This is a genomic window from Ruegeria sp. I1, from assembly GCF_056532675.1.
The window spans coordinates 24,589-44,920 of the sequence record NZ_JBQFNM010000001.1 but is presented as its reverse complement, the minus strand read 5'-3'; the positions used below and the strand labels follow the sequence as shown (position 1 = coordinate 44,920).

Sequence of the window (20,332 nt, the reverse complement as noted above, 5' to 3'; positions counted from 1 at the left end):
GATCAGTTCGACACATACCCGGCGATCACCTGCATCAGCTTATAGGCAGTGGCGGCATCATTTTCGACAACGGCCAGAAACTCTTCTTCACCAATCCGTAGGCAGGACAGGTTGGTTTCGGCAATCATGCTCAGGGCGCGTGGTTCTTTTCGGATCAACCCCAACTCACCCACCAGAGCGCCTGCGCTTACGGTGGTGATCAGTTGATCCGGGCCATCCGACTGCGGCAGATACAGGCCCGCCTCTCCGTCCAATACCACGTAGGCGCCATCGGTCGGTTGGTCATCTTTCAGGAACACGACCTGTCCGGGTGTTGCATCAAACCAGCGCGCACCAAAGGCCAGCAGGCGCAGTTGCCTGCGATCCAGGCCCGAGAACAGAGGGGTCTGTTCAAGTGCTCGTAGCTTGCGCGCAAGATCAGCCGATGCGGCGCTGTCTTCTTCCACGTCCATGGGTCCTTCATCCGAAACCACACGACCTTGCCGGATTTCGACGAACATGTCGAACACGTCCGGATTTTCGAACTGATCGTTGAGATAGATGATCGTGACATCCGGCATCAATTCCCGCAGGTTTTTATAAACAGCAATCTGTGTCTTGACGCTGTAGCTGGCCAACGCGTTCTCCAGGATCAGGATATCCGGCTTCTTGATCGTTGCACGCGTAAAGGCCAGTGGCTCGGCAAATACAGCGGGCAGGTTCTGCCCCCCGAGCGAAACCGGCACATCATAAATCAGCTCAACAACCAGCGGGCGCGCGCCATTCTCGGCCAGAACATCCCCAATCAGCTTGCGTACCTCGTCGGATCGCGCGCCGCCAATCTGGCTGACTTTACCAAAAAGCGCGTTCTCCATCACCGACAGACCCGGTGCGATCTGCTCGGAATCCAACGGTACAAACACGTCCTGCAGCGGTTCCAGCAGCTTACTGGAATGGCTATGGCGCAGCTCCAGAATGCGGCTCTTGAGCTCATCGGTGAAGGCCGGGCCAATCTGCTCCGCTGAGATCACAAATGGCACCGCCAGCAGATTCGCCAATTGAGCGTCATCCAGCCCCTCGGCCCCTTCTTTCCGGGTACGTTCGACCAATTCAACGGCCGCCTCATAGGTCCCGGCCTCCAGGCCCAGTTTGCGGAACAAGGGATGGTCGGTGCCATCCAGCCCAAAGATCTGCCGCAACATGTCGATCACGTCGCGCGTCAGGGCGATCAAGGTCTCATCCAATCCAAGCTCACGCAGCTGTCCCAAGAACACGGTTTGCTTGGCCAGAAGCTCTTGGTTGACCGGAACACAAGGCGTTGCGAACAACAGGTTCTCGGCCACGGGCAAGGCCGGGTTATAGCTTTCGCGATCAAAGATCAGCGCCTGCTCGGTCAGCTTCGCCTTTGTTACCGTCTCTTGTATCAGCGGGCGCAGTTCGATCAGCTTCTCCGCAAGTTGAGGATGGGCCACCGGATCAAATTCCTGCTCGGCTCCGCGTCGAAACAAGGCCGCGCCCGATCCCATACCATCGATCAGTTTCAACCACCAATCCCGCAACTCAGCCGCGTTCTGAAAGCCTGCACGGGACGGGTCGAGCCATTCTGCCTGGAACGGGTCGGTGCTGTTGCCTGCACGCAGGGTTTCAGCAAAACCGGGGTGATCGGTGTGTTCAGACAACGGCTTGAACCGCATTGGCATCATAACGTTGTCGCCCAGCGTGCCTTGGAACATCACCGGTCGGGATGATGCATAACCGATCCGCGCCGCCACGACGCCCTGATGCAGCTCGGCCAGATTCTGATCACCGATTTCCACCCTACCCGCACTGGGCAGGATTTCGCGTGTCAGCAGTTCGCTGACGGCGCGGCGGTCTTCCTCGCTCTGCGCCAGAATGCCGATGGTTTTGCCCGCCGGGAATGTCAGGTTCAGGTCATCCAGCACCTGATTGCCATCCATGTCGCGCACCGAAACGTGATCAAGAATAATATCGCCGCTCAGATGCGGACGCTCGGGCGGTTCGCCTTCGAACAGACCTTCATCCTGCATACCCGAAGGCGCAAACCGTTCAACCACCACGTCCCACCGCAGCGACATATCCTGCGTTTGATTGTAGTAGGTCAGCAGTTCTTTCCACGGGGAACTGAGGTCTTTATACGCCGCCAACGCCGCCACCAGCGCGCCGAGTGAAACCGATCCCTGCAACACCAGCAAACCGCCAACCAGATAGAACATGAACGGTGTCAGTTGCGAGATGAAGTTGTTTATGAACTTCATAAAAAACTTCTTTTGGTAGATCTCGAACCGGATCCCAAATAGGCGACCCAATTGATCCGAAATCATCGCGCGGCGATAGCGCCAGCCTCCGTTTGCGCGCAGGGTCGAGGCACCAGCGGCGTTTTCGCCGATCTGCGCAGCCAGTAGGCGAACTTCCTGAATGCGTTTCTTGTTCAGCAGGTTGATCTGGCGCTGCAGTTTCGGGATCAGCCACGCCTGCACCGGGATCAAAGCAACCGCCGCAAGGCCAAACCAGACGCTTTGCAGAAACAGGAACGACAGGATGGTGATCATCTGACCGGCTTGAAGCACCGGCTGGCTGATCGCGTCGCCCATCAAACCGCCCATGGGTTCGCTTTCGGCGGTGATCATCGACACCATTTCGCCTTGGCTGACCCGTTCGAAATAAGGCTGAGGGAAGCGCAAAGCCCGACTGATCAATTGATAGCGAAAGCGACGCAGCATCCGCTCGCTCAAAACACCTTTCATCGTGTTGATGCGCATCTTCATCAGGCCATGGGCCAGAACCGCACCCAGAAAGGCAAAGCACAAGATGATAAGGAAATTGGTCTGCTGCAGGCTGTATCCCCAGACCTCTACGATTTCACTGCTGGCCCCAATCGCATCGTTGATGATGCGCTTGGGCAGTTCCAGCGTCAGATATAGCAACGGAAACAACGTTGACGTCACGGCCAGAAGGATAAGCTGGTCGCGTTTGGAGTACTTCCAGATAAAACGAAAGATCGTGCGCTCTATGGAACCGGTTCCTGCTTGCTATCTACAACTCAGCTTTTTGGCATGGCCTCAGACTCAACAGCATAAAGCCACAAAATCCCAGCGAAAACTGATATTCGAGGTCAATAGCGGAACATTTCTTTGCCGAATGTGAACTAGTTTATTTACGTAGCAACTTAATCGTGCCTAGTATCCGCCTCAGGACGTTTTCGGGAGAGGCCTTTTGACTGCCAGTTTTGGCGCAGTTTTTTTTATGCTCTGCTTGATGCAGATTAAGCATATGTTTGCCGATTATTACCTCCAGACGCCCAAAATGCTATCCGGGCGAGGTGAGTATTTTCATGTCGGTCGCGCGCAACATGCCGGGGTGCACGTTGTCGGCTCTGCTGTTGTCTTTATCCTATTTGGCACGCCTTTGCTTTTCATCCTGATTGTCGGTCTGATCGAATGGGTGGTTCATTTCAATATCGACTACGCCAAAGCCAGCTACTCCGACAAGAAGCAGCTAGAACCCAAACAGGCCGCATTCTGGCGCGCGGCCGGGCTGGATCAGTTGATGCATCAGTTGACCTATATAGGTATGGTCTGGGCTTGGGTTACCTTCGCCGCCTGAACCGGTTTCAGGCGACATGTTTCAGATGACTGGGCTCATAAGCCGACAACCACATCCGATCCAAAGCGTCGAGTTTTTCAACATCAAAACGTTGCGCTTCTTCCCAATAGCGCCCGGATGGGACGTGATACCCCAACCGTTCTTCTTCAGCCAAAGCCGCCTTCATTCCAGCGGTCGCGGGTAGTGGCGCAATGGTCAGCCGTGTCGCCTGCGACGACGGAAAGACCAACCGACTGTCCCCTTGCGACAATCTTACAACACGGCAATTTTGAGCGGCTGCAAGCAGGGCCAGACGTGCGGATTTGGCTTCTAACGAGCGTAAGGTGACGTCATCGCGCAGCGGATCAGCGGCGCCCGTGCCATAGAAATGGGTCTGACCCTTGCCCGCATAAACCATGTCGCAACCAAAATACGCAAGAACCTCGGGCTCAAGGGTCGACAAAGCCCAATACCCTGCCGTAAAGGCCATCGTGCCGCCTGCGTAGACAAAGCCGCCATAGTGGTTCTGCCGCGGCACATAATCCTCGGCCGTAACAATGCTTTGCCCAGGTTTCAAATGCACAGGGCACCTGTCTGTTGGGAAATCTTCGGGATGGATCAGCACATCCCAATCCTCGCGCACACGCCAGGCGTTGTTGATCACCACTATGTGCGTAAAGGGCGCACGGGGCCATGCGCGCGCCTCAATCGCATCTGGTGCGCTGCCCAAAATCAGAACGCGGTTTCCTGACTGTGCCATCTCGGGTCCTGTGTTTGCTCAGACCTTTCGAAAGCATAGCGCGTTTGGACCGGTCGACTACCCCAGAACCGAAAAACTGCTTTCTTCGTTGATTGGGCGTTTGCGCGAATAGAACCCCACATCGATCATGCGCTTGATATACGGCAGTTCGAACTGCAGCGGCTTGGAATCATGGTCGGCCCCACCTTCGCAATATTCAATCAGCGCAGTCATCATCTTTCCCGCAATTGGAGCGTTCTTATACTGGTTTCCGCTGGTGCCACAGGCCATATAAAAACCCGGCAGGCTGGATTTGTCGTAAATCGGAATCCAATCTGTCGACGCATCGTATAGATCAACTACACCTCGGGTTTTGGACGGGATGCCCAGGCTGGGCACGCGCTGAGCATATCGCATGGCCTGAGTGGTCCACTGATCGGTGAAATCGCGATTGTAGTGCAAATCATCCTCGCACCACTGATGCGGATCGCATTCGGGGTCTTCAGACCCAACGAGGATATGGTTACCATGTTCCGGGCGGCAGTAACACGCGATATCACTGTCCGAGACGATGGTGCCATTGTTCTCGAAATCGAACCCTTCGGGCGCGGGCACATGAACCACTTCTTGCCGCAAGGGTCGTGTCTCAATCGTCATGTCATCCAATACGCCCGCCATCTTGTTGATGATGGCCGACCCCGGCCCGGCCACATTCACGACAACCTTGGCGTGGATTTCTTCGCCAGACGCCAGCTTGACCCCCGTTACACGGCCATCTTCGGATAGAACCTCAACGACCTCAGCCCCAGTCTGCACCCGAGCCCCATGTTGCTTGGCAGCATCCATCAGGTTCTGAGCGGACAGCGCTGGATCGGTGACATAACCTGCCTGCGGCCAAAACACACCGCCCTGCATCTTGCGACCGTTGGGATGACCGAACTCAGGATCATCCATCCGGCGTGCTGGTGCAAAACTATCCAAAGAATAGACCGGCAAACGATCGTTGATTACCTCGGGCGACCATTCTTCGAACGGGCAATCCAGATCAGCGCTGTTGGCCATATGCTTTTCCAGCATACCGTTGGCATTGGTCTTCATGACCAGACACCCCGTCTCGCGAAACTGCGCCAGGTCGGCATCGGCAGGCAGACCTAGATATTCGGCCCAATCACGCCAATAGTGATATCCTTCCCAGGCAAAGGCCGTGCCATCGGAGGTCGAATAGTGCATGCGGATGATCGCGCAGGACCCAGCGGTTGAGCCATGCCCCGCCTGGCTGTTCCGATCCAGCGACAGGGTTTTCCACCCGGCTTTCGCCATCTCAAAAGCGATCGCGGCACCGATTACACCGGTCCCAATGATAATTGCATCTGGTTGGCTCATGGGGTGTCTCCTCTCCAATAGCACTGCGAATAGGCGCTGAATTCTTCAACTTCCTCGGGCTGCGGATCAACGCCCGTGAATACATACAGATAGTGCGGCACCATCGAAATCCGCGTGTCCATGGGCTCGTTCAATTGGGCCAGATCATAGCCAATCTGCATGTAGTACAGAACGCGCGCGCGGGTTTCTGCTTCGACCTCGGAATACCCATATCGTGCGAACATTGCGTGCAGGGCGGCCAGGCGTTTGGCGTCGGACTGATCCAGAACGCGCCGCACCTTGCCGGATTTGCGCGCCCAGTCGCGCACCGCAAAGTCCAAGGCAGTGTCAAACAGCGCCGTATTCACGACACACCGATGCACGTTACAGACCGCCGCGGTAATCGTCTTGGCGGGGATTTCAGCCTGTTTGATCAGGGCCGCAGTGTTCGTCGCCTGCCAGCGCGCCAAAAGCGCGTCCAACAATTCCTGGCGCGACTTGAAGTACCAGTAAAAGGACGACCGTGACACAGCCATCCGCTCGGCCAGGTTCAGCACCTTGATCTGATCCACCCCGTCCGAGATCAGCACATCCATCGCCACGTTCAACCAGTCGTCGCGCGTGACTTTGACATTGCCGACCAATGGTTCGGCCTGTGGGTCATCCCGGTGCAGGATCGGTTTGGTGTTCATTCAGCTCTCCGGTGGTGCGCCGCCCTCGTTAGTGCGTCGTTCAATAAATTCGTGCAGGGCTCCGATACGGTCACTATCGGTTGGCGGTGCTTTGAAATCGTTCAGAATAGACTTCCAAACCCCGGTTGCCCGATGGTTGGTGTCAATCGATCCGCGTTCGGTCCAGGTTCCGAAATTGGCGTAATCGTGGACATGGGGCTGATAGAACTCGGTATTGTATCGCTCCATTGTTTGGCTGGAGGCAAAGAAATGGCCGCTGGGCTCAACCTCACTTAGCGCAGTATCAAAGCCGATCTCAGAGGTTCCGGCCTGCGCCCCGGCGCAAAGCTCGGCGACCATGTTGAGAACCTCGGCATCGCAGACAAGCTTCTCGAAGGATACAGTCAGCCCGCCTTCAAGCCAGCCTGCCGAATGGATAATCACAGTTGCCCCGGCCATCAAACAGCCCCACAGGCCGAACTGATTCTCGTTGGCCGCCTGCACATCGTTGACATTCGCCGCCGATCCCGCCGCAGATCTCCATGGAAGACCTAAATGGCGCGCGAGTTGTCCGGCCGCTAGCGAAGCCTGGAAATGTGAGGGCGTCCCGAATGCCGGCGCACCTGATTTCATATCCACATTGCTGGTGAACGTCCCATAGCATACAGGCGCGCCCGGATTGGTGAGTTGCGTCAGGGTCAGCGCCGCCAGCGCTTCTGCATGAGACAAGGTAATCGCCCCCGCCACCGTGATCGGCGCCATTGCCCCCATGAGCGTAAATGGCGTGATAATCGACATCTGACCATGCTTGGCAAAATCGATCAGCCCCTGCGCCATCGGAATGTCCAGCGTGCGTGGGCTGTTGGTGTTGATGATGGTGTAGCAATGGGCTGCATTGCGGAAATCATCATCCGACAAGCCTCGGGCAGTGGCCAGCATCTCAAAGCAATCCATCACCTGTGGCGTCCCGCGCGAGAAGAAGAACGGAAACTTGTCCGTCAGCTCCATCTGCGCTTTGGTCGTGAAATAGTGGCGCAGGTTGGTTGGTACGTCCTGCGGTTCGACCTGGGGTGAGATCATCTGAAACACGTCAAAATGATGGGTGAGTTTCAAAAACTCAAGATAGTCCCGCCCTGTCGCCGGCCGGCGCCCCCGCTCCAGATCGGTGGCATTCGGGGCCCCGGCCCCCGGTTGAAACACCAGCGAACCCAATTCCAGTGTGAAGTCCCGATACCGTGCCCCTGCCCGGCAGGCAATCGACTTTGGGGCCGAGGCAACCGCCGCCTCGACCATATCGCGCCCGATAAAGACCATCTCGGTCTCTTCATTGACCCGTGCGCCCGCCGCAGCAAAAATACGGCGCGCTTCGGGCAGCAGAACCTTGACGCCCAGCTCTTGCAGCATACGCAGCGCGGTCTCGTGCATGTCCGCAATCTGATCTGCCGGGAACACCTCCATCTGCGGGAAAGGGTTTCTAAGTTGGCGATAGTTCACATCCCGCAAAACGGGTGGCGCAGCCTCTGCTCCGCGTCCGCGCCGTCGACGCCTTTGGTCATGCGCCACCATGATCAGCCTCGCATCGCCTTACCCTGCGGGTCGTATGGCGACGCGGCGATCACACAGGCCGGGCGTTCGACGCCGACCACATGTACGGACAGTTCCGTCCCCGGTTCAGCTTTGTCCCTGTTGACCAGAGCCATCGCCAGCGACTTGCCAGTGTAGTGGCCATAACCGCCCGAGGTTACAAACCCCACACGCTCTCCATTCGCCCAGATCGGTTCATACCCGCTGGCATCTGCGTCCAGCGCATCGACCTCAAGCGTGACCTGCACCTGTGCAGGGCCATTGCCATCGCGTTCGGCCACAGCGGCATCCTTGCCGACAAAATCCTTGTCCCAGTCGATCCAACGATCCATCCCGGTCATGCCTGGTGTGTAAAGCTGCGTGAATTCCGCCGACCAGATGCCAAAGCTTTTTTCGAGGCGGGTCGACAACATCGCATTGAAACCACATTCACGGATGCCCTCATCGGCCCCGGCCTCAAGCAGCATCCGACGTAGCTTGATGTGATCGCCGTAGCGGCAGTTGATCTCATACCCCTTTTCGCCAGTCACCGACATGCGGGCCACGCGGGCACGCGCGAGGCCAATATCGAAATCGCCGCAGCCCATGAATTTCAGGCCCGAGATATCCTGTTCGGCCAGTTTCTCGATCACGTCCTGCGATTTCGGCCCGACCAGACCGAAGCCGCAGTATTCCTCACCCAGATCGCGTATGTTCACCCCATCGATCATGTGGTCGTCGAACCAGCGCATGTGCCAGGCGCGCAGGTAGTAGCTGCCCATGATCCACCAGGTGCCATCGCCCCAGTTCAACACGGTCAGATCGCCCTTGAGGCGCCCATTCTCACCCAGCATCGGTGCGAGTTTGGCTCGACCCGGCGCAGCCAGTTTTGAGGCCATGACCTTGTCCAGCCATGCTTCGGCATTCGGGCCAGAAACCTCGAACCGCGAAAAGCCCGAGATGTCTAGCAGGCCCACGCCTTCGCGGATCACTTTGCATTCCTCGGCCACGATGTCATGCGCGTTGGACCGCTTGAGTGTCGGTGTTTCCTCGAACCCTTTCGGCGCAAAATAAAGCGGCACTTCCAGGTCCCAGCTGACGCCCCATTTGCAGCCCGCTTCGGTCATTGCGTCATGCGCCGGGGCCATTTTCAACGGACGGCCGGCAGGCAGTTGTTCGTTCGGATAGGTCATCACAAACCGGCGGGAATAGAATTGACCGGTGGTTTCGCGGATATACCGTTTGTTCTGGGCAAAATCGCCATAACGCGCCACATCCATCGGCCATGCATCTGCCTCAGGCTCGCCATGGATCATCCATTCAGCCAGCGTTTTACCAACACCGCCCCCTTGCAGGAAGCCCGCCATCACCGCGCAGGCCGTCCAATAGCCGCGCTTGCCGGGCACCGGACCAACCAGCGGGTTGCCATCGGGCGAGAAGGTAAATGCGCCGTTCACCCATGTCTTGATGCCCACATTCTGTATTGATGGGTAGCGCTCAAAACCCAGCATCAACTCGTTTTCGATGCGGTCCAGCTGTTCCTGAAACAGCTCTTCGCCATAGTTCCAGGGCGCGCCGTCCATGGCCCAGTGTTCGTGGTCGACCTCGTAAATGCCGACCAGAACCCCCTTCTGGTCCTGCCGCATATAGGTGAAGCCTTCCAAGTCCACGGTCATCGGCATTTCGAAATCTGCCGCCGCCACTTCGGGTACGGAATCGGTGATCAGGTAGTGGTGCTTGAGCGGTGAGACCGGCAGTTCCACGCCAGCCATGCGGCCCACTTGCTTGGCCCACAGACCAGCAGCGTTGACCACATGTTCACAGGTGATCGTGCCCTTGTCGGTCACCACTTCCCAGCCATCCGCCGTCTGCGTCAGGCTTTCGACCTTGGTCTCCTCGTAATACTCCGCACCACGCTTCTTTGCAGCCGTTGCATAAGCCTGCACCGTGCCGGTGGTGTCGATGTAACCTTCGCGGTCCGCCCACATCGCGCCCAAAACGCCATCAGTGGACATAATCGGACAACGTCTTTGCGCCTCTTCCGGTGTCAACAACTCACAATCGTCAATGCCGATGGATTGGAAGATGCGATAGTTGGCTTGCAACCATTCCCAGCGCTCGGGTGTTCCGGCCAAGGTCAGGCCACCGGTCATGTGCAGCCCGATGTTCTGACCCGATTCCTTTTCAATCTCGCTGAGCAGGTCGATGGTATAGGCTTGCAAAGACGCCATATTCGGATCGGCATTCAGCGCGTGGATACCGCCGGCTGCGTGCCAGGACGAGCCCGACGCCAACCGACGCCGCTCCAGCATGACCACATCGGACCAGCCAAATTTGGCCAGATGATACAGAACCGAGGCGCCCACAACGCCGCCCCCAATGACCACCACGCGATACTGCGATTTCATCCCGACCTCCCTTGGGTGACTCGTAGCGGACGCTAGCGGCACTGTTCACTCCTGTCTAGACATTTCTGTACAGTGTAGATCACCGCAGGCCGGCGCACGGTTTGGCGCTGAAGTTACAGGCTTGCGCTGGGCCGGGATTGAACGCTTTGAAACCAGGCTAGGGTGGCGCTGTTGCCTTCAGGGATGCGTGTTTTGATGACACGTGCAAAATCCACAAACACAAATGTGCTGATATCCGCCAAACTGAACATATCCCCCGCAACAAAGCGGCTGGACTGCAATCGCGCCTCAAGCAATGTGAAAAAATCGGAGAGGCGCGTCCTGCCGCGTTCGGCCAATGCTGAGATCTGAGGATGGTTTGTTGGTCCGGGAATGGCCCGGTCCTTGAACGCCGGGTGTGTATTGCGCAGAACCTCTGCGATCGGCATACCGCCCTGTTGTTCAACGATGGCATTCCACATCAAAACCTGCCCCTTCTCATCTGGTTTGCGCCCGAGTAGGGGTGGTTCGGGAAAGCGAGCCTCAAGATAGGCCGCGATCCCCAGGTTTTCGGTCAGAACTGCGCCTTCATCTGTGACCAGAACCGGGATTGTCGCCCGAGGGTTTACGGCCAGAAACGCGTCATCCAACTGCTCGTTCTTGGCAATCGAAACCTCGCGCGTTTCGATCTCCAGCCCTTTTTCCGCGATGAACATTCTGGCTCGGCGCGGGTTCGGGGCGGTCGAGCAGTCGTAGAAGATCATCTCGAATTTCCTCTCATTTAGGGGCGACAATTCAATCCAGTGCCTGGGATACGGCGCGCGCGATGACGCGCTCTTCATCCGTCGGGATCACCAACACCGGAATACCCTTGTCTGATATGACCTTGGAATTGGTGTCATTGGCCTGAACATTCAGGTGGATGTTCAGAAACTCCATCCCCTGCAGCACACGTTGCCGAATTGGGGCCGCGTTTTCTCCAATACCGCCACAAAAGACCACGGCATCAAGACCACCCAGAATGGCGGCCATTGCCCCCAGCTCGCGGCGGATGCGGAAAACGTAGTAGTCAATTGCCTCGCGGGCATGCGGGTCGTCACTGGCCAGCAAGGTACGCATGTCGTGGCTGATCCCGCTCAAGCCCAGCAGGCCGCTCTTTTTGTACAAGATATGGGTGATCGCCTCGACCCCATGCCCCTGCTGCATCAGATACAGCAAGACACCGGGATCAAGCTGACCGCAGCGCGTTCCCATCGGCAATCCATCCAGCGCAGAGAACCCCATGGTCGATCCGACGCTTGCGCCGTTGGTCACGGCACACATCGACGCACCATTGCCCAGATGCGCAATGACAACGCGACCCGCCGCTAAATCGGGGTAGTCCTGCTGCAACTTGCCGGTGATGTAGTCATAGGACAGCCCGTGGAACCCATAGCGCCGCACGCCTTTTTCGTAGAACCGCCGCGGGAGGGCGAAGGTATCGTTCACAAACGCATGGCCTGTGTGGAACGAGGTATCAAAACACGCCACCTGCACCGCATCCGGAAAGGCGGCCTGTGCAGCGCGAATGGCGGCCAGATTGTGGGGTTGATGCAGTGGAGCCAGCGGCGAAAGAGCCTCTAACTGCGTAAGGACATGATCATTCAGAACAACAGGACCATCAAATGTTTGCCCGCCATGCACGATACGGTGACCCACCCCAACAATATGGTGCGTGTCCAACAAAGGCTCGACAGATTGTAAAATTGCCTCTACGGCCGCCGCATGGTCGGCTGGGCCGATCTCAATGACCTGAATCGGCCCATCGCCTTGCAACTCCAGCTGCGCGACTGGGCCAAGGTTTTCGACCTGCCCCTGCCACAACAGTTCGGGTTCAGACGCGGCCCGGTATACGCTGAACTTGATGGTCGAACTTCCCGCGTTCAGTGTCAGGATTGCCTGCATGACGTCCCTCCTGTTTGCTTTGGTTGCCGCCGTGCCGACGCTACCTCCAGGCTTATCAAACCTAGCGCTGATAGATAAAGCACCGCCCCGGAACCGCGCCTTGGGGTAAGGGGAGCTCGGTAAGGGTTTCAAAATACATCCGGTCGCTCGACACCATTAGGCCACCTTCGGCCAAAAGCGGCTCGATCAAGGGTGAGACAAACCGTGCGAAGGCGTCATTCTTTTCTCGGTTGTGCCCGCCCAGATCAGCATGGATCAGGCTGGCTGTCGCACCGAACCGATCCAGAGAAGCGGGAAGTGTCTCGCGGACATCGCCCAAAATCACTCGATCCTCGGGCGGTGTCGAATCCGGATGCGAAGCGACCGCGCGTTCGAACACATAGACCGGGCGCTTGGTGACATATTGGATCATGTGGTGATAGGTCCTGCCATTCCCCAGCCCAAGTTCAAAGACCGGCCCACCCATATCTTGGGTCTGCGCGATGGCAAAATCCAGACAGGCCCGCTGGGACACCATGCGGTCGATGAACAGATCAAGTCGGCTTTGATTCTCGGACACTGGGAAATCTCTCCTTGATACCTACTGCCAACATAAGGGCGGTCGAATTGGGCTTTGATGACAAAAGCTCAAGTGTTTGTGTAGTCGCCAGACCCCAAGTTTCACATTTCCGCGACATTTCAGCACAAGAACGGGTTTGACTATACGGGCAGAACCGCGCGAGACTGTCGAAAAAATCACGGGGAGTTGATAGAGCCGATGCAAACATGCGGCCAACCGGGTGGAAAACCCGAATGAATGCTTTGTTGTCCGTCAAAAACCTGAGCATCGGTTTTGGCGCAGGTGAATCTGTTGTCAAAGATGTGAATTTTGATGTCCATGCCGGACAGACCCTGGCGCTGGTCGGCGAGTCCGGGTCTGGCAAAACCATCTCATGCCGCGCCGCCTTGCGCATTCTGCCCCGAACCGCGCAAATCCGCAGCGGATCAATCACTCTTAACGACTCCAAAGGTGCCGCCGAACTGACACAGATCAGCGAGCGCGAAATGCGTGGCATTCGCGGCAACCGGGTATCGATGATTTTTCAGGAACCGATGCGCTCGCTTTCGCCGCTGCACAAGATCGGCAATCAGGTGAGCGAGGTTCTCTGGCTTCATCGCGGCGCGTCCGAGGCACAGGCCCGCAAAGAGGTATTGAGTCAGTTCGAACGCGTTGGCTTCCCAGACCCGCAGCGCGCCTACGATTCCTATCCGTTCGAACTGTCTGGCGGCATGCGTCAGCGTGCAATGATCGCCATGGCAATGGTATCTAAACCCGATCTGTTGATCGCTGACGAACCGACCACAGCGTTGGACGTGACCACTCAAGCACAGGTTCTTGGCCTGATCAAAGAGCTTCAGCGCGAAACCGGCATGGCTCTGATCCTTGTAACCCATGACCTTGGCGTTGTGGCGAACATGGCCGAACACGTGGTGGTGATGCACAAGGGCCGTGTGATGGAGGCAGGCCCCGCCGCGCCGATCCTCACCGCTCCGGCGCATCCTTATACCAAGCAGTTATTCGATGCCGCCCCCGCGATCCCCGATAACGATGCTGTCGGGGTGCCAATGCCGGATGAAGACCTGATCCTGCAGATGAAAGGCGTTTCAAAGACCTATACGATGCGGGCCAGCAAAGGCTGGCAGGCCGACAAGGAAATCCACGCCTGTCGTGGCGTCGACCTGAACCTTGGCCGCGGCAAAACGCTGGCCATTGTCGGTGAAAGCGGGTCGGGCAAGACCACGGCTGCCCGGATCGCCCTGGGGGCAGAGCTACCTGACGCCGGTGGGGAAGTTCTGTTCAAAACCTCCGCACGAGATGACCCGATCCCCGTACATCAGATGACCCGCGCCCAGCGCACCGCGTTTCAACGCAAGGCGCAGATGGTATTTCAAGACCCCTATAGCTCGCTCAGCCCGCGTATGCGCATTCAGGATGCGATGACCGAACCGCTGGAAATTCACCGGATCGGGTCGACATCGGAACAACGCGACAAGGCCGCCGAGATGTTGCAGCGCGTGGGGCTGAACGGGGATATGCTGAAACGCTACCCGCATGCGTTCTCCGGCGGGCAAAGGCAGCGCCTGTCCATTGCGCGCGCCATGATGCTGGACCCGCAACTGATCGTCTGTGACGAACCGACCTCGGCTTTGGATGTTTCGGTACAGGAACAGATCCTGACCCTTTTGGAGAATTTGCAGGACAGTCTGAACCTGTCGTATTTCTTTATCTCTCATGACCTTGCCGTTGTGGCCCGCATCGCCGATGAGGTCGCCGTAATGCGCCGGGGGTTGGTCGTGGAACAAGCCCCGCCCGAAACCCTTTTCTACAATCCGCGCCATCCCTACACAAAGGCGTTGATTGCCGCCCAACCAGAACCCGACATCAACCGCCCGATTGACTTGCAAATGGTCTCATTGGGTGCCGGCGCGCCGGACAGTTGGGATGAAGCCTTTCGTTTCTCTGACACCGTGATACCTTCACTTGTGGAATTGGAGCCGGGCCATAAGGTACGTTGCCATGTATAAGACCACTCGCCATCTGATCCTTGCGGCATCGTTGGCCTTTTCTTTGCCCTTTGCCGCGAGCGCCGAACTTCCGACCTTGCAAGAGAGTGAGTTCTGGTCAAACGAGGTCAATTCCGGCGATCTGCCGCCCATAGCCGAGCGCCTGCCTAAGGAACCGCTGATCGTTGATCTGGCCGCGAAAGGCCGGGAATTCGGAACCCAGGGCGGCACCTTGCGCACCATGGTGACCCGGTCCAAGGATATCCGTCAGATGGTCGTCTATGGCTATGCGCGACTGGTCGGATTTGACGAGAACTACAACATTGTCCCTGATCTGCTGGCCTCGTTTGAAAACGAAGGCAACCGTAAGTTCACCCTGAAGCTTCGGGAAGGTCACAAATGGTCTGACGGGTCGGCGTTCACGTCCGAGGATTTTCAATATTGGTGGGAAGATGTAGCAAACAACCCTTTGCTCAGCCCATCCGGCCCGCCAGATTTCCTGATTGTCGAAGGCAATCCGCCCACAGTTTCTTTCCCGGATGAAACCACGGTGATCTTTGAATGGCCGGATCCCAATCCGGATTTCCTGCAATCACTGGCTCAGGCCCGCCCACCGTTCATCTATCGGCCCTCGGCGTTCTTGAAACCCTATCACGAGAAGTACGCAGACCCTGAAGAGCTTGCCTTTTTAGTCGACGACGCCCGGGTCAAAAGCTGGGCCGCGCTGCACAACAAGCTGGACAACCTGTACAAGTTCGACAATCACGAACTGCCCACGTTACAGCCTTGGTTGAACGCAAGTTCTGGCAAGAAAATCCGCCACAACTTTGTCCGCAACCCCTACTATCACCGCATTGACTCAAATGGCGTCCAACTGCCCTATATTGACATCGTCGCGATGGAGATCGTCGCCCCCGGTCTGGTCGCCGCAAAAACCAACGCGGGCGAGAGCGATCTACAGGGTCGCGGCTTGGCCTTCCGGGATGCATCGATCCTGAAAAAGGGGGAAGAGGTCGGCGACTACAAAACCCTGCTGTGGAAAACCGGTGTCGCCTCGCAAATCGCAATCTACCCCAACCTGAACTACGCGGATGAGGTCTGGCGGAATGTGCTGCGCGATGTCCGGGTGCGCCGTGCACTTTCGCTGGCGATAGATCGCAAAACCATCAATCAGGCGCTCTACTTCAAACTGGCGAAGCCAATGGCGATGTCCGTCCTGCCTGCCTCGCCCTTTTACAACGAGGAAGATGCCAAAGCCTGGGCCGCATTCGATGTCGACATGGCCAATGCGCTGCTGGATGAGGCCGGGCTGGACCAACGCGACGGCTCTGGCACCCGTCTATTGCCGGATGGCCGCCCGATGGAACTGATCATCGAAACCGCAGGTGAACGGCAAGAAGTTGAGAATGCGCTGCAGATCGTAACCGATACATGGCGCGAGATCGGGGTCAAACTGGTGATGCGCCCGCTTGATCGTGACATCTTGCGGAACCGTGTTTTTGCAGGCAATACAATGGCTTCAGTCTGGTTTGGGTGGGATGACGGGCTGCCACAGGCACATACCTCTCCGGCCTATCTGGCCCCGACCGATCAGGTCTTCCTCGCCTGGCCCAAATGGGGCCAATTCTACCAGACAGGTGGTGAGGTTGGCGAAGCCCCCGATATGCCCGAGGCCGAGCGGCTCATGAATCTGAACCATGATTGGGAGGTCGCCACCACGGATGAGGAGCGCACGGCAGTTTGGGCAGAGATGTTGAAAATCCACGCCGATCAGCTTTATGGCATCGGCATCCTGAACGGCGCCCCACAGCCTATCGTCGTATCGAACCGTCTACGCAACGTCCCGGAACAGGCCATGTGGGCGTGGGAGCCCGGCGCGCATTTTGGCGTCCACCGCCCAGATGAATTCTTTTTGGTCGACTGACAGGAGCAGCTAAATGATCATGCTGCGCTATGCGGTCTATCGCTTCTTTACGATGCTGCTGACCCTGTTGGTGGTCTCGGTTCTGATTTTCGTCATTATCAACCTGCCGCCGGGCGACTATCTGAGCAATCAAATCGCTGAACTTCAGGCCTCAGGTCAGTCAGCAGGTGTGGCAAAGGCCGAGTTTTTGCGCACCGAATATGCGCTGGATCGGCCGATGTGGGAACAATATCTGATCTGGATGGGCTTCTGGCCCGGCCCGCACGGGTTCTCTGGCATGATACAGGGCAACTGGGGTTGGTCCTTCGAGTTCGACCGCCCCGTGTCCGAGATCGTGGGTGATACGCTTTGGCTGACCGTTGTTGTGAACCTGGCCGCTATCCTATTTGTTTACGCCGTCGCCCTGCCCCTGGGCGTGATCGCCGCAGCACGATCGCGGACGTGGATCGACTATACTTCGGCCTTTGTCGGTTACCTGGGGCTGGCCACACCAAACTTCTTGCTGGCGCTAATCCTCTTCTACTACGGCCATCAATATTTCAACCTGCCCATCGGCGGACTAATGGATCCCAAATTCGAAGGTGAGCCAATGAGTTGGGACAAGCTGAAATCGATCCTAGTACATCTGATCGTGCCCACCTTTGTGATTGGCACCTCCGGCGCCTCGGCGATGATGCAGCGTTTGCGTGCGAACATGTTGGACGAGCTAGGCAAGCCCTATGTTGAAACCGCGATTGCCAAGGGAATGGCGCCATCGCGGATGCTGACAAAATACCCTCTGCGCGTTGCGTTCAATCCCTTCGTGGCCGATATTGGCAACCTGCTGCCCTCGATGGTGTCGGGTTCGGTTCTGGTGTCCGTTGTGTTGGGCCTGCAAACGATTGGTCCGACGCTGCTGACAGCCCTTAAGACACAGGATCAGTTCCTGTCAGCTTTCATCCTGATGTTCGTAGCGCTTTTGACGCTCATCGGCACTATGATCTCGGATATTCTGTTGGTGATGCTTGACCCCCGCATTCGGTATGAGGGGCGCGAAGCATGACAGATCGCCCTGATAACCGCTATGTTGACGAGGCACCGTTCGATCCCGAAGCCTCGGTCCAGCAGCTAGAACGCGCTGATCTGGACGCCCCGAACTGGGTGCTGGTCTGGCGCAAATTCAAAACACACAAGCTGGGCTTGATCTCAGGCATCTTCCTGTTGCTGTGCTATCTTATGTTGCCGTTTGCGGGGTTCATTGCACCGTACGGCGCCAACGAACGCAATGGCGAGCATCTCTATGCCCCGCCCCAATCGATCAACTGGTTCCATGATGGCGAATTCATCGGGCCGCATGTCTATCCAATTGTAGCCGAAGCCGATCTGGAAACGTTCCAGTGGAAGTTCGTTGCGGATACTGACGACCCAAAACCGATCAAGTTCTTCTGCGAAGGCTCCGAATATCGTCTGGCCGGGTTCATTCCATCTGACACCCATCTGTTCTGCGCACCGGATGGAGCGACCGTGTTCCTCTGGGGCTCGGACCGACTGGGCCGCGATATCTTCAGCCGCATCCTCTATGGCGCGCAACTGTCGCTGACTGTGGGCCTGATTGGCATCTCGGTATCGTTCTTCCTAGGCATTCTGTTCGGTTCAATGGCCGGGTATTTCGGCGGGCGCATCGACTGGACCATCAACCGCGTTATCGAAGTTCTGCGATCCCTGCCCGAACTTCCCTTATGGCTGGCTCTGTCAGCCGCCGTGCCCTCGAACTGGAGCCCTGTTGCGGTCTTCTTCATCATCTCGATCATCCTGGGCATCCTCGACTGGCCCGGCCTCGCCCGATCCGTGCGGGCCAAATTCCTATCACTGCGCGAAGAAGAATATGTGCGCGCGGCTGAGATGATGGGCGCCAGCTCGGGTCGGGTGATCCGCAAACACCTGCTGCCGAACTTCATGTCCCACCTGATCGCCTCGGCCACCTTGTCGATCCCGGCCATGATTCTGGGCGAAACGGCGCTTAGCTTCCTGGGTCTGGGTCTGCGTGCACCGGCGGTCAGCTGGGGGGTCATGCTGAATGACGCCCAAAACCTCGCCTCAATCGAGATTTATCCGTGGACGGCCATTCCTATGCTTCCCATTATCGTCGTCGTTCTGGCCTTCAACTTCCTGGGTGACGGATTGCGCGACAGCCTCGACCCCTATCAACAATGAGCCTGCTGGCTTCTCTTCCCGCGGCCAGCAGCTACCGCACGAAAAAGCCCGGTGCATTGCACAGTGCGTTTGCTGTCTCGGAACTGGCAACCGCCAGCATCGCCGCGGTTGGACAGGAACTGTCGCGCCTGATGGTGGCGATGAACCTTACACCAACCGCACCTGAGGTGGTTATGGATCAGCGCCTGGCCTCACTTTGGTATCGCTATTCTTTCAAACCAGACGGCTGGGAAATGCCAAGCCTGTGGGACGCGGTCGCCGGAGACTATCAGGCGGCAGACGGGTGGATTCGCTTGCACACCAACCTGCCGCATCATCGGGCCGCAGCCTTGAAGGTGATTGGCACACGCGCAGACCGGGACACCGTCGCACAGGCATTGAAATCATGGTCGATCGTTGACCTGGAAACCGTCATCGTCGCCGAAGGCGGGGTCGCCGCCGCCATGCGCAGTCGGGCCGAATGGCTGGACCATCCTCAGGGGCGTTCCGTGTCGCGGGACCCTTTGATTGGTTGGCACGGTCCTAGAAAAATCTCTCTGCGGGTTCGGCCAGAGGCAAACACCAATCGCCCGCTGGCTGGGCTGCGCGTGCTGGATCTGACGCGCGTTCTGGCGGGCCCGGTCTCAACCCGCACGCTGGCGGGACTTGGGGCTGATGTTTTGCGCATCGACCCACCGGATTGGGACGAGCCTGGCGTCATCCCTGACATCTCTTTGGGCAAACGCTGCAGCTATCTCGACCTCAAATCACCAGAGGGGCTTGCGCGGTTGGAGGGGCTTCTGGCAGAGGCCGATGTGTTTGTCCATGGCTATCGCCCCGGTGCATTGGATGCGTTGGGACTGAATAAAGCCAAGCGAGATCAACTGGCCCCAAACCGGGTTGAGGTGACGCTGGATGCGTATGGCTGGCAAGGTCCTTGGGCCGCACGGCGCGGATTCGACAGCCTGGTACAGATGAGCGCCGGGATCGCACATACCGGTATGATCTGGGCGCAGGCGGACAAACCAACCCCGCTGCCGGTTCAGGCGCTCGACCACGCAACCGGCTATCTTATGGCTGCCGCTGTTCTGTCCGCTCTGGCCGAAGCGGCGCGAGGTAACACCGTGATGCATGCCCAGCTGTCGCTTGCCCGAACGGCAGAGCTGTTGGCAGCCCTGGGCAAATCCGATTCGGAAAAGGCCATCAAGGACGCCTCTCAGTCTGACTATAACAATACGCCCGAAACCTCGGGTTGGGGGCCGGGATATCGCCTGAGATCGCCGCTGAGCGTTGGCAAAACCAAACTGCACTGGAACCTGCCCGCCTCAAAACTGGGCACATCCGACGCCGTCTGGCCCTAGCCGACCAAAACACACGACCGCCGCGCGGAACGCGCGGCCCGGCCCAACGCTTTGGGGGACGTCTCGCCAGAGACGCATCCCAA

General features: G+C 57.7%; 15 protein-coding genes. 6 read left to right on the top strand and 9 right to left on the bottom strand.

Going from position 1 to position 20,332, the window contains the following annotated elements; genetic code table 11:
• Positions 1–2: 2 nt before the first annotated feature.
• Entirely contained in the window at positions 3–2,999 is a 2,997-nt protein-coding gene (locus ACR0DH_RS00215) for an ABC transporter transmembrane domain-containing protein (RefSeq protein ID WP_480547276.1), read from the bottom strand.
• A 256-nt stretch (positions 3,000–3,255) separates the two neighbouring features.
• Here ACR0DH_RS00215 and ACR0DH_RS00210 point away from each other — a divergent pair, with 256 nt between their 5' ends.
• On the top strand, positions 3,256–3,603 hold the full coding sequence (locus tag ACR0DH_RS00210; RefSeq protein WP_480541849.1) for a DUF3307 domain-containing protein: 348 nt from the start codon (positions 3,256–3,258) through the stop codon (positions 3,601–3,603).
• A gap of 7 nt (positions 3,604–3,610) precedes the next feature.
• Here the strand turns inward: ACR0DH_RS00210 and ACR0DH_RS00205 are convergent, their stop codons facing one another.
• The 8 genes from ACR0DH_RS00205 to ACR0DH_RS00170 all read right to left on the bottom strand — a co-directional run bounded on the left by ACR0DH_RS00205 (position 3,611) and on the right by ACR0DH_RS00170 (position 12,807).
• Entirely contained in the window at positions 3,611–4,342 is a 732-nt protein-coding gene (locus ACR0DH_RS00205; RefSeq protein ID WP_480546273.1) for a hypothetical protein, read from the bottom strand.
• A gap of 57 nt (positions 4,343–4,399) precedes the next feature.
• The gene (locus ACR0DH_RS00200) at positions 4,400–5,704 is read right to left on the bottom strand and encodes an NAD(P)/FAD-dependent oxidoreductase (RefSeq protein ID WP_480546271.1); all 1,305 of its coding nucleotides are present in this window, start codon (positions 5,702–5,704) and stop codon (positions 4,400–4,402) included.
• Positions 5,701–6,375: a TetR/AcrR family transcriptional regulator gene (locus tag ACR0DH_RS00195; RefSeq protein ID WP_480546269.1), complete on the bottom strand. Its 675-nt coding sequence runs from the start codon at positions 6,373–6,375 to the stop codon at positions 5,701–5,703. The genes ACR0DH_RS00200 and ACR0DH_RS00195 overlap by 4 nt, the downstream gene beginning before the upstream one ends.
• Positions 6,376–7,920, bottom strand: coding sequence for a trimethylamine methyltransferase family protein (locus ACR0DH_RS00190; RefSeq protein ID WP_480546267.1), 1,545 nt, complete (start codon positions 7,918–7,920; stop codon positions 6,376–6,378). It lies immediately after the preceding gene.
• 2 nt (positions 7,921–7,922) lie between these two features.
• On the bottom strand, positions 7,923–10,325 hold the full coding sequence (locus tag ACR0DH_RS00185) for a GcvT family protein (protein ID WP_480546265.1): 2,403 nt from the start codon (positions 10,323–10,325) through the stop codon (positions 7,923–7,925).
• Between the two features lie 113 nt (positions 10,326–10,438).
• Positions 10,439–11,068 carry a glutathione S-transferase family protein gene (locus tag ACR0DH_RS00180; protein ID WP_480546264.1) on the bottom strand — a complete coding sequence of 210 codons (630 nt, stop codon included), beginning with the start codon at positions 11,066–11,068 and terminating at the stop codon, positions 10,439–10,441.
• Positions 11,069–11,099: 31 nt separating this feature from the next.
• The gene (locus ACR0DH_RS00175) at positions 11,100–12,248 is read right to left on the bottom strand and encodes an acetate/propionate family kinase (RefSeq protein ID WP_480546262.1); all 1,149 of its coding nucleotides are present in this window, start codon (positions 12,246–12,248) and stop codon (positions 11,100–11,102) included.
• A 61-nt stretch (positions 12,249–12,309) separates the two neighbouring features.
• Positions 12,310–12,807, bottom strand: a complete 498-nt coding sequence (locus ACR0DH_RS00170) for a class I SAM-dependent methyltransferase (RefSeq protein ID WP_480541835.1) — start codon at positions 12,805–12,807, stop codon at positions 12,310–12,312.
• 233 nt (positions 12,808–13,040) lie between these two features.
• Between ACR0DH_RS00170 and ACR0DH_RS00165 the strand changes: the two genes are divergently transcribed.
• The 5 genes from ACR0DH_RS00165 to ACR0DH_RS00145 are packed head-to-tail and all read left to right on the top strand — an operon-like array spanning position 13,041 to position 20,249.
• Positions 13,041–14,813, top strand: coding sequence for an ABC transporter ATP-binding protein (locus ACR0DH_RS00165; RefSeq protein ID WP_480546260.1), 1,773 nt, complete (start codon positions 13,041–13,043; stop codon positions 14,811–14,813).
• Entirely contained in the window at positions 14,806–16,716 is a 1,911-nt protein-coding gene (locus ACR0DH_RS00160; RefSeq protein WP_480546258.1) for an ABC transporter substrate-binding protein, read from the top strand. Before ACR0DH_RS00165 ends, ACR0DH_RS00160 begins: the two co-directional genes overlap by 8 nt.
• A gap of 13 nt (positions 16,717–16,729) precedes the next feature.
• On the top strand, positions 16,730–17,758 hold the full coding sequence (locus ACR0DH_RS00155; RefSeq protein ID WP_170531235.1) for an ABC transporter permease: 1,029 nt from the start codon (positions 16,730–16,732) through the stop codon (positions 17,756–17,758).
• Positions 17,755–18,909 (top strand): ABC transporter permease, encoded by a 1,155-nt coding sequence (locus ACR0DH_RS00150; RefSeq protein WP_480541828.1) that lies wholly within the window; start codon positions 17,755–17,757, stop codon positions 18,907–18,909. Before ACR0DH_RS00155 ends, ACR0DH_RS00150 begins: the two co-directional genes overlap by 4 nt.
• The gene (locus tag ACR0DH_RS00145; RefSeq protein WP_480546256.1) at positions 18,906–20,249 is read left to right on the top strand and encodes a CoA transferase; all 1,344 of its coding nucleotides are present in this window, start codon (positions 18,906–18,908) and stop codon (positions 20,247–20,249) included. The genes ACR0DH_RS00150 and ACR0DH_RS00145 overlap by 4 nt, the downstream gene beginning before the upstream one ends.
• Positions 20,250–20,332: the final 83 nt, after the last annotated feature.

Bases quoted from the DNA above. Each gene is read 5' to 3' on its own strand.
- ACR0DH_RS00205 (WP_480546273.1), bottom strand. From the start codon at position 4,342: ATGGCACAGTCAGGAAACCGCGTTCTGATTTTGGGCAGCGCACCAGAT.
- ACR0DH_RS00180 (WP_480546264.1), bottom strand. From the start codon at position 11,068: ATGATCTTCTACGACTGCTCGACCGCCCCGAACCCGCGCCGAGCCAGA.
- ACR0DH_RS00165 (WP_480546260.1), top strand. From the start codon at position 13,041: ATGAATGCTTTGTTGTCCGTCAAAAACCTGAGCATCGGTTTTGGCGCA.
- ACR0DH_RS00150 (WP_480541828.1), top strand. From the start codon at position 17,755: ATGACAGATCGCCCTGATAACCGCTATGTTGACGAGGCACCGTTCGAT.
- ACR0DH_RS00185 (WP_480546265.1), bottom strand. From the start codon at position 10,325: ATGAAATCGCAGTATCGCGTGGTGGTCATTGGGGGCGGCGTTGTGGGC.
- ACR0DH_RS00200 (WP_480546271.1), bottom strand. From the start codon at position 5,704: ATGAGCCAACCAGATGCAATTATCATTGGGACCGGTGTAATCGGTGCC.
- ACR0DH_RS00160 (WP_480546258.1), top strand. From the start codon at position 14,806: ATGTATAAGACCACTCGCCATCTGATCCTTGCGGCATCGTTGGCCTTT.
- ACR0DH_RS00145 (WP_480546256.1), top strand. From the start codon at position 18,906: ATGAGCCTGCTGGCTTCTCTTCCCGCGGCCAGCAGCTACCGCACGAAA.
- ACR0DH_RS00195 (WP_480546269.1), bottom strand. From the start codon at position 6,375: ATGAACACCAAACCGATCCTGCACCGGGATGACCCACAGGCCGAACCA.
- ACR0DH_RS00175 (WP_480546262.1), bottom strand. From the start codon at position 12,248: ATGCAGGCAATCCTGACACTGAACGCGGGAAGTTCGACCATCAAGTTC.
- ACR0DH_RS00210 (WP_480541849.1), top strand. From the start codon at position 3,256: ATGCAGATTAAGCATATGTTTGCCGATTATTACCTCCAGACGCCCAAA.
- ACR0DH_RS00155 (WP_170531235.1), top strand. From the start codon at position 16,730: ATGATCATGCTGCGCTATGCGGTCTATCGCTTCTTTACGATGCTGCTG.
- ACR0DH_RS00190 (WP_480546267.1), bottom strand. From the start codon at position 7,920: ATGGTGGCGCATGACCAAAGGCGTCGACGGCGCGGACGCGGAGCAGAG.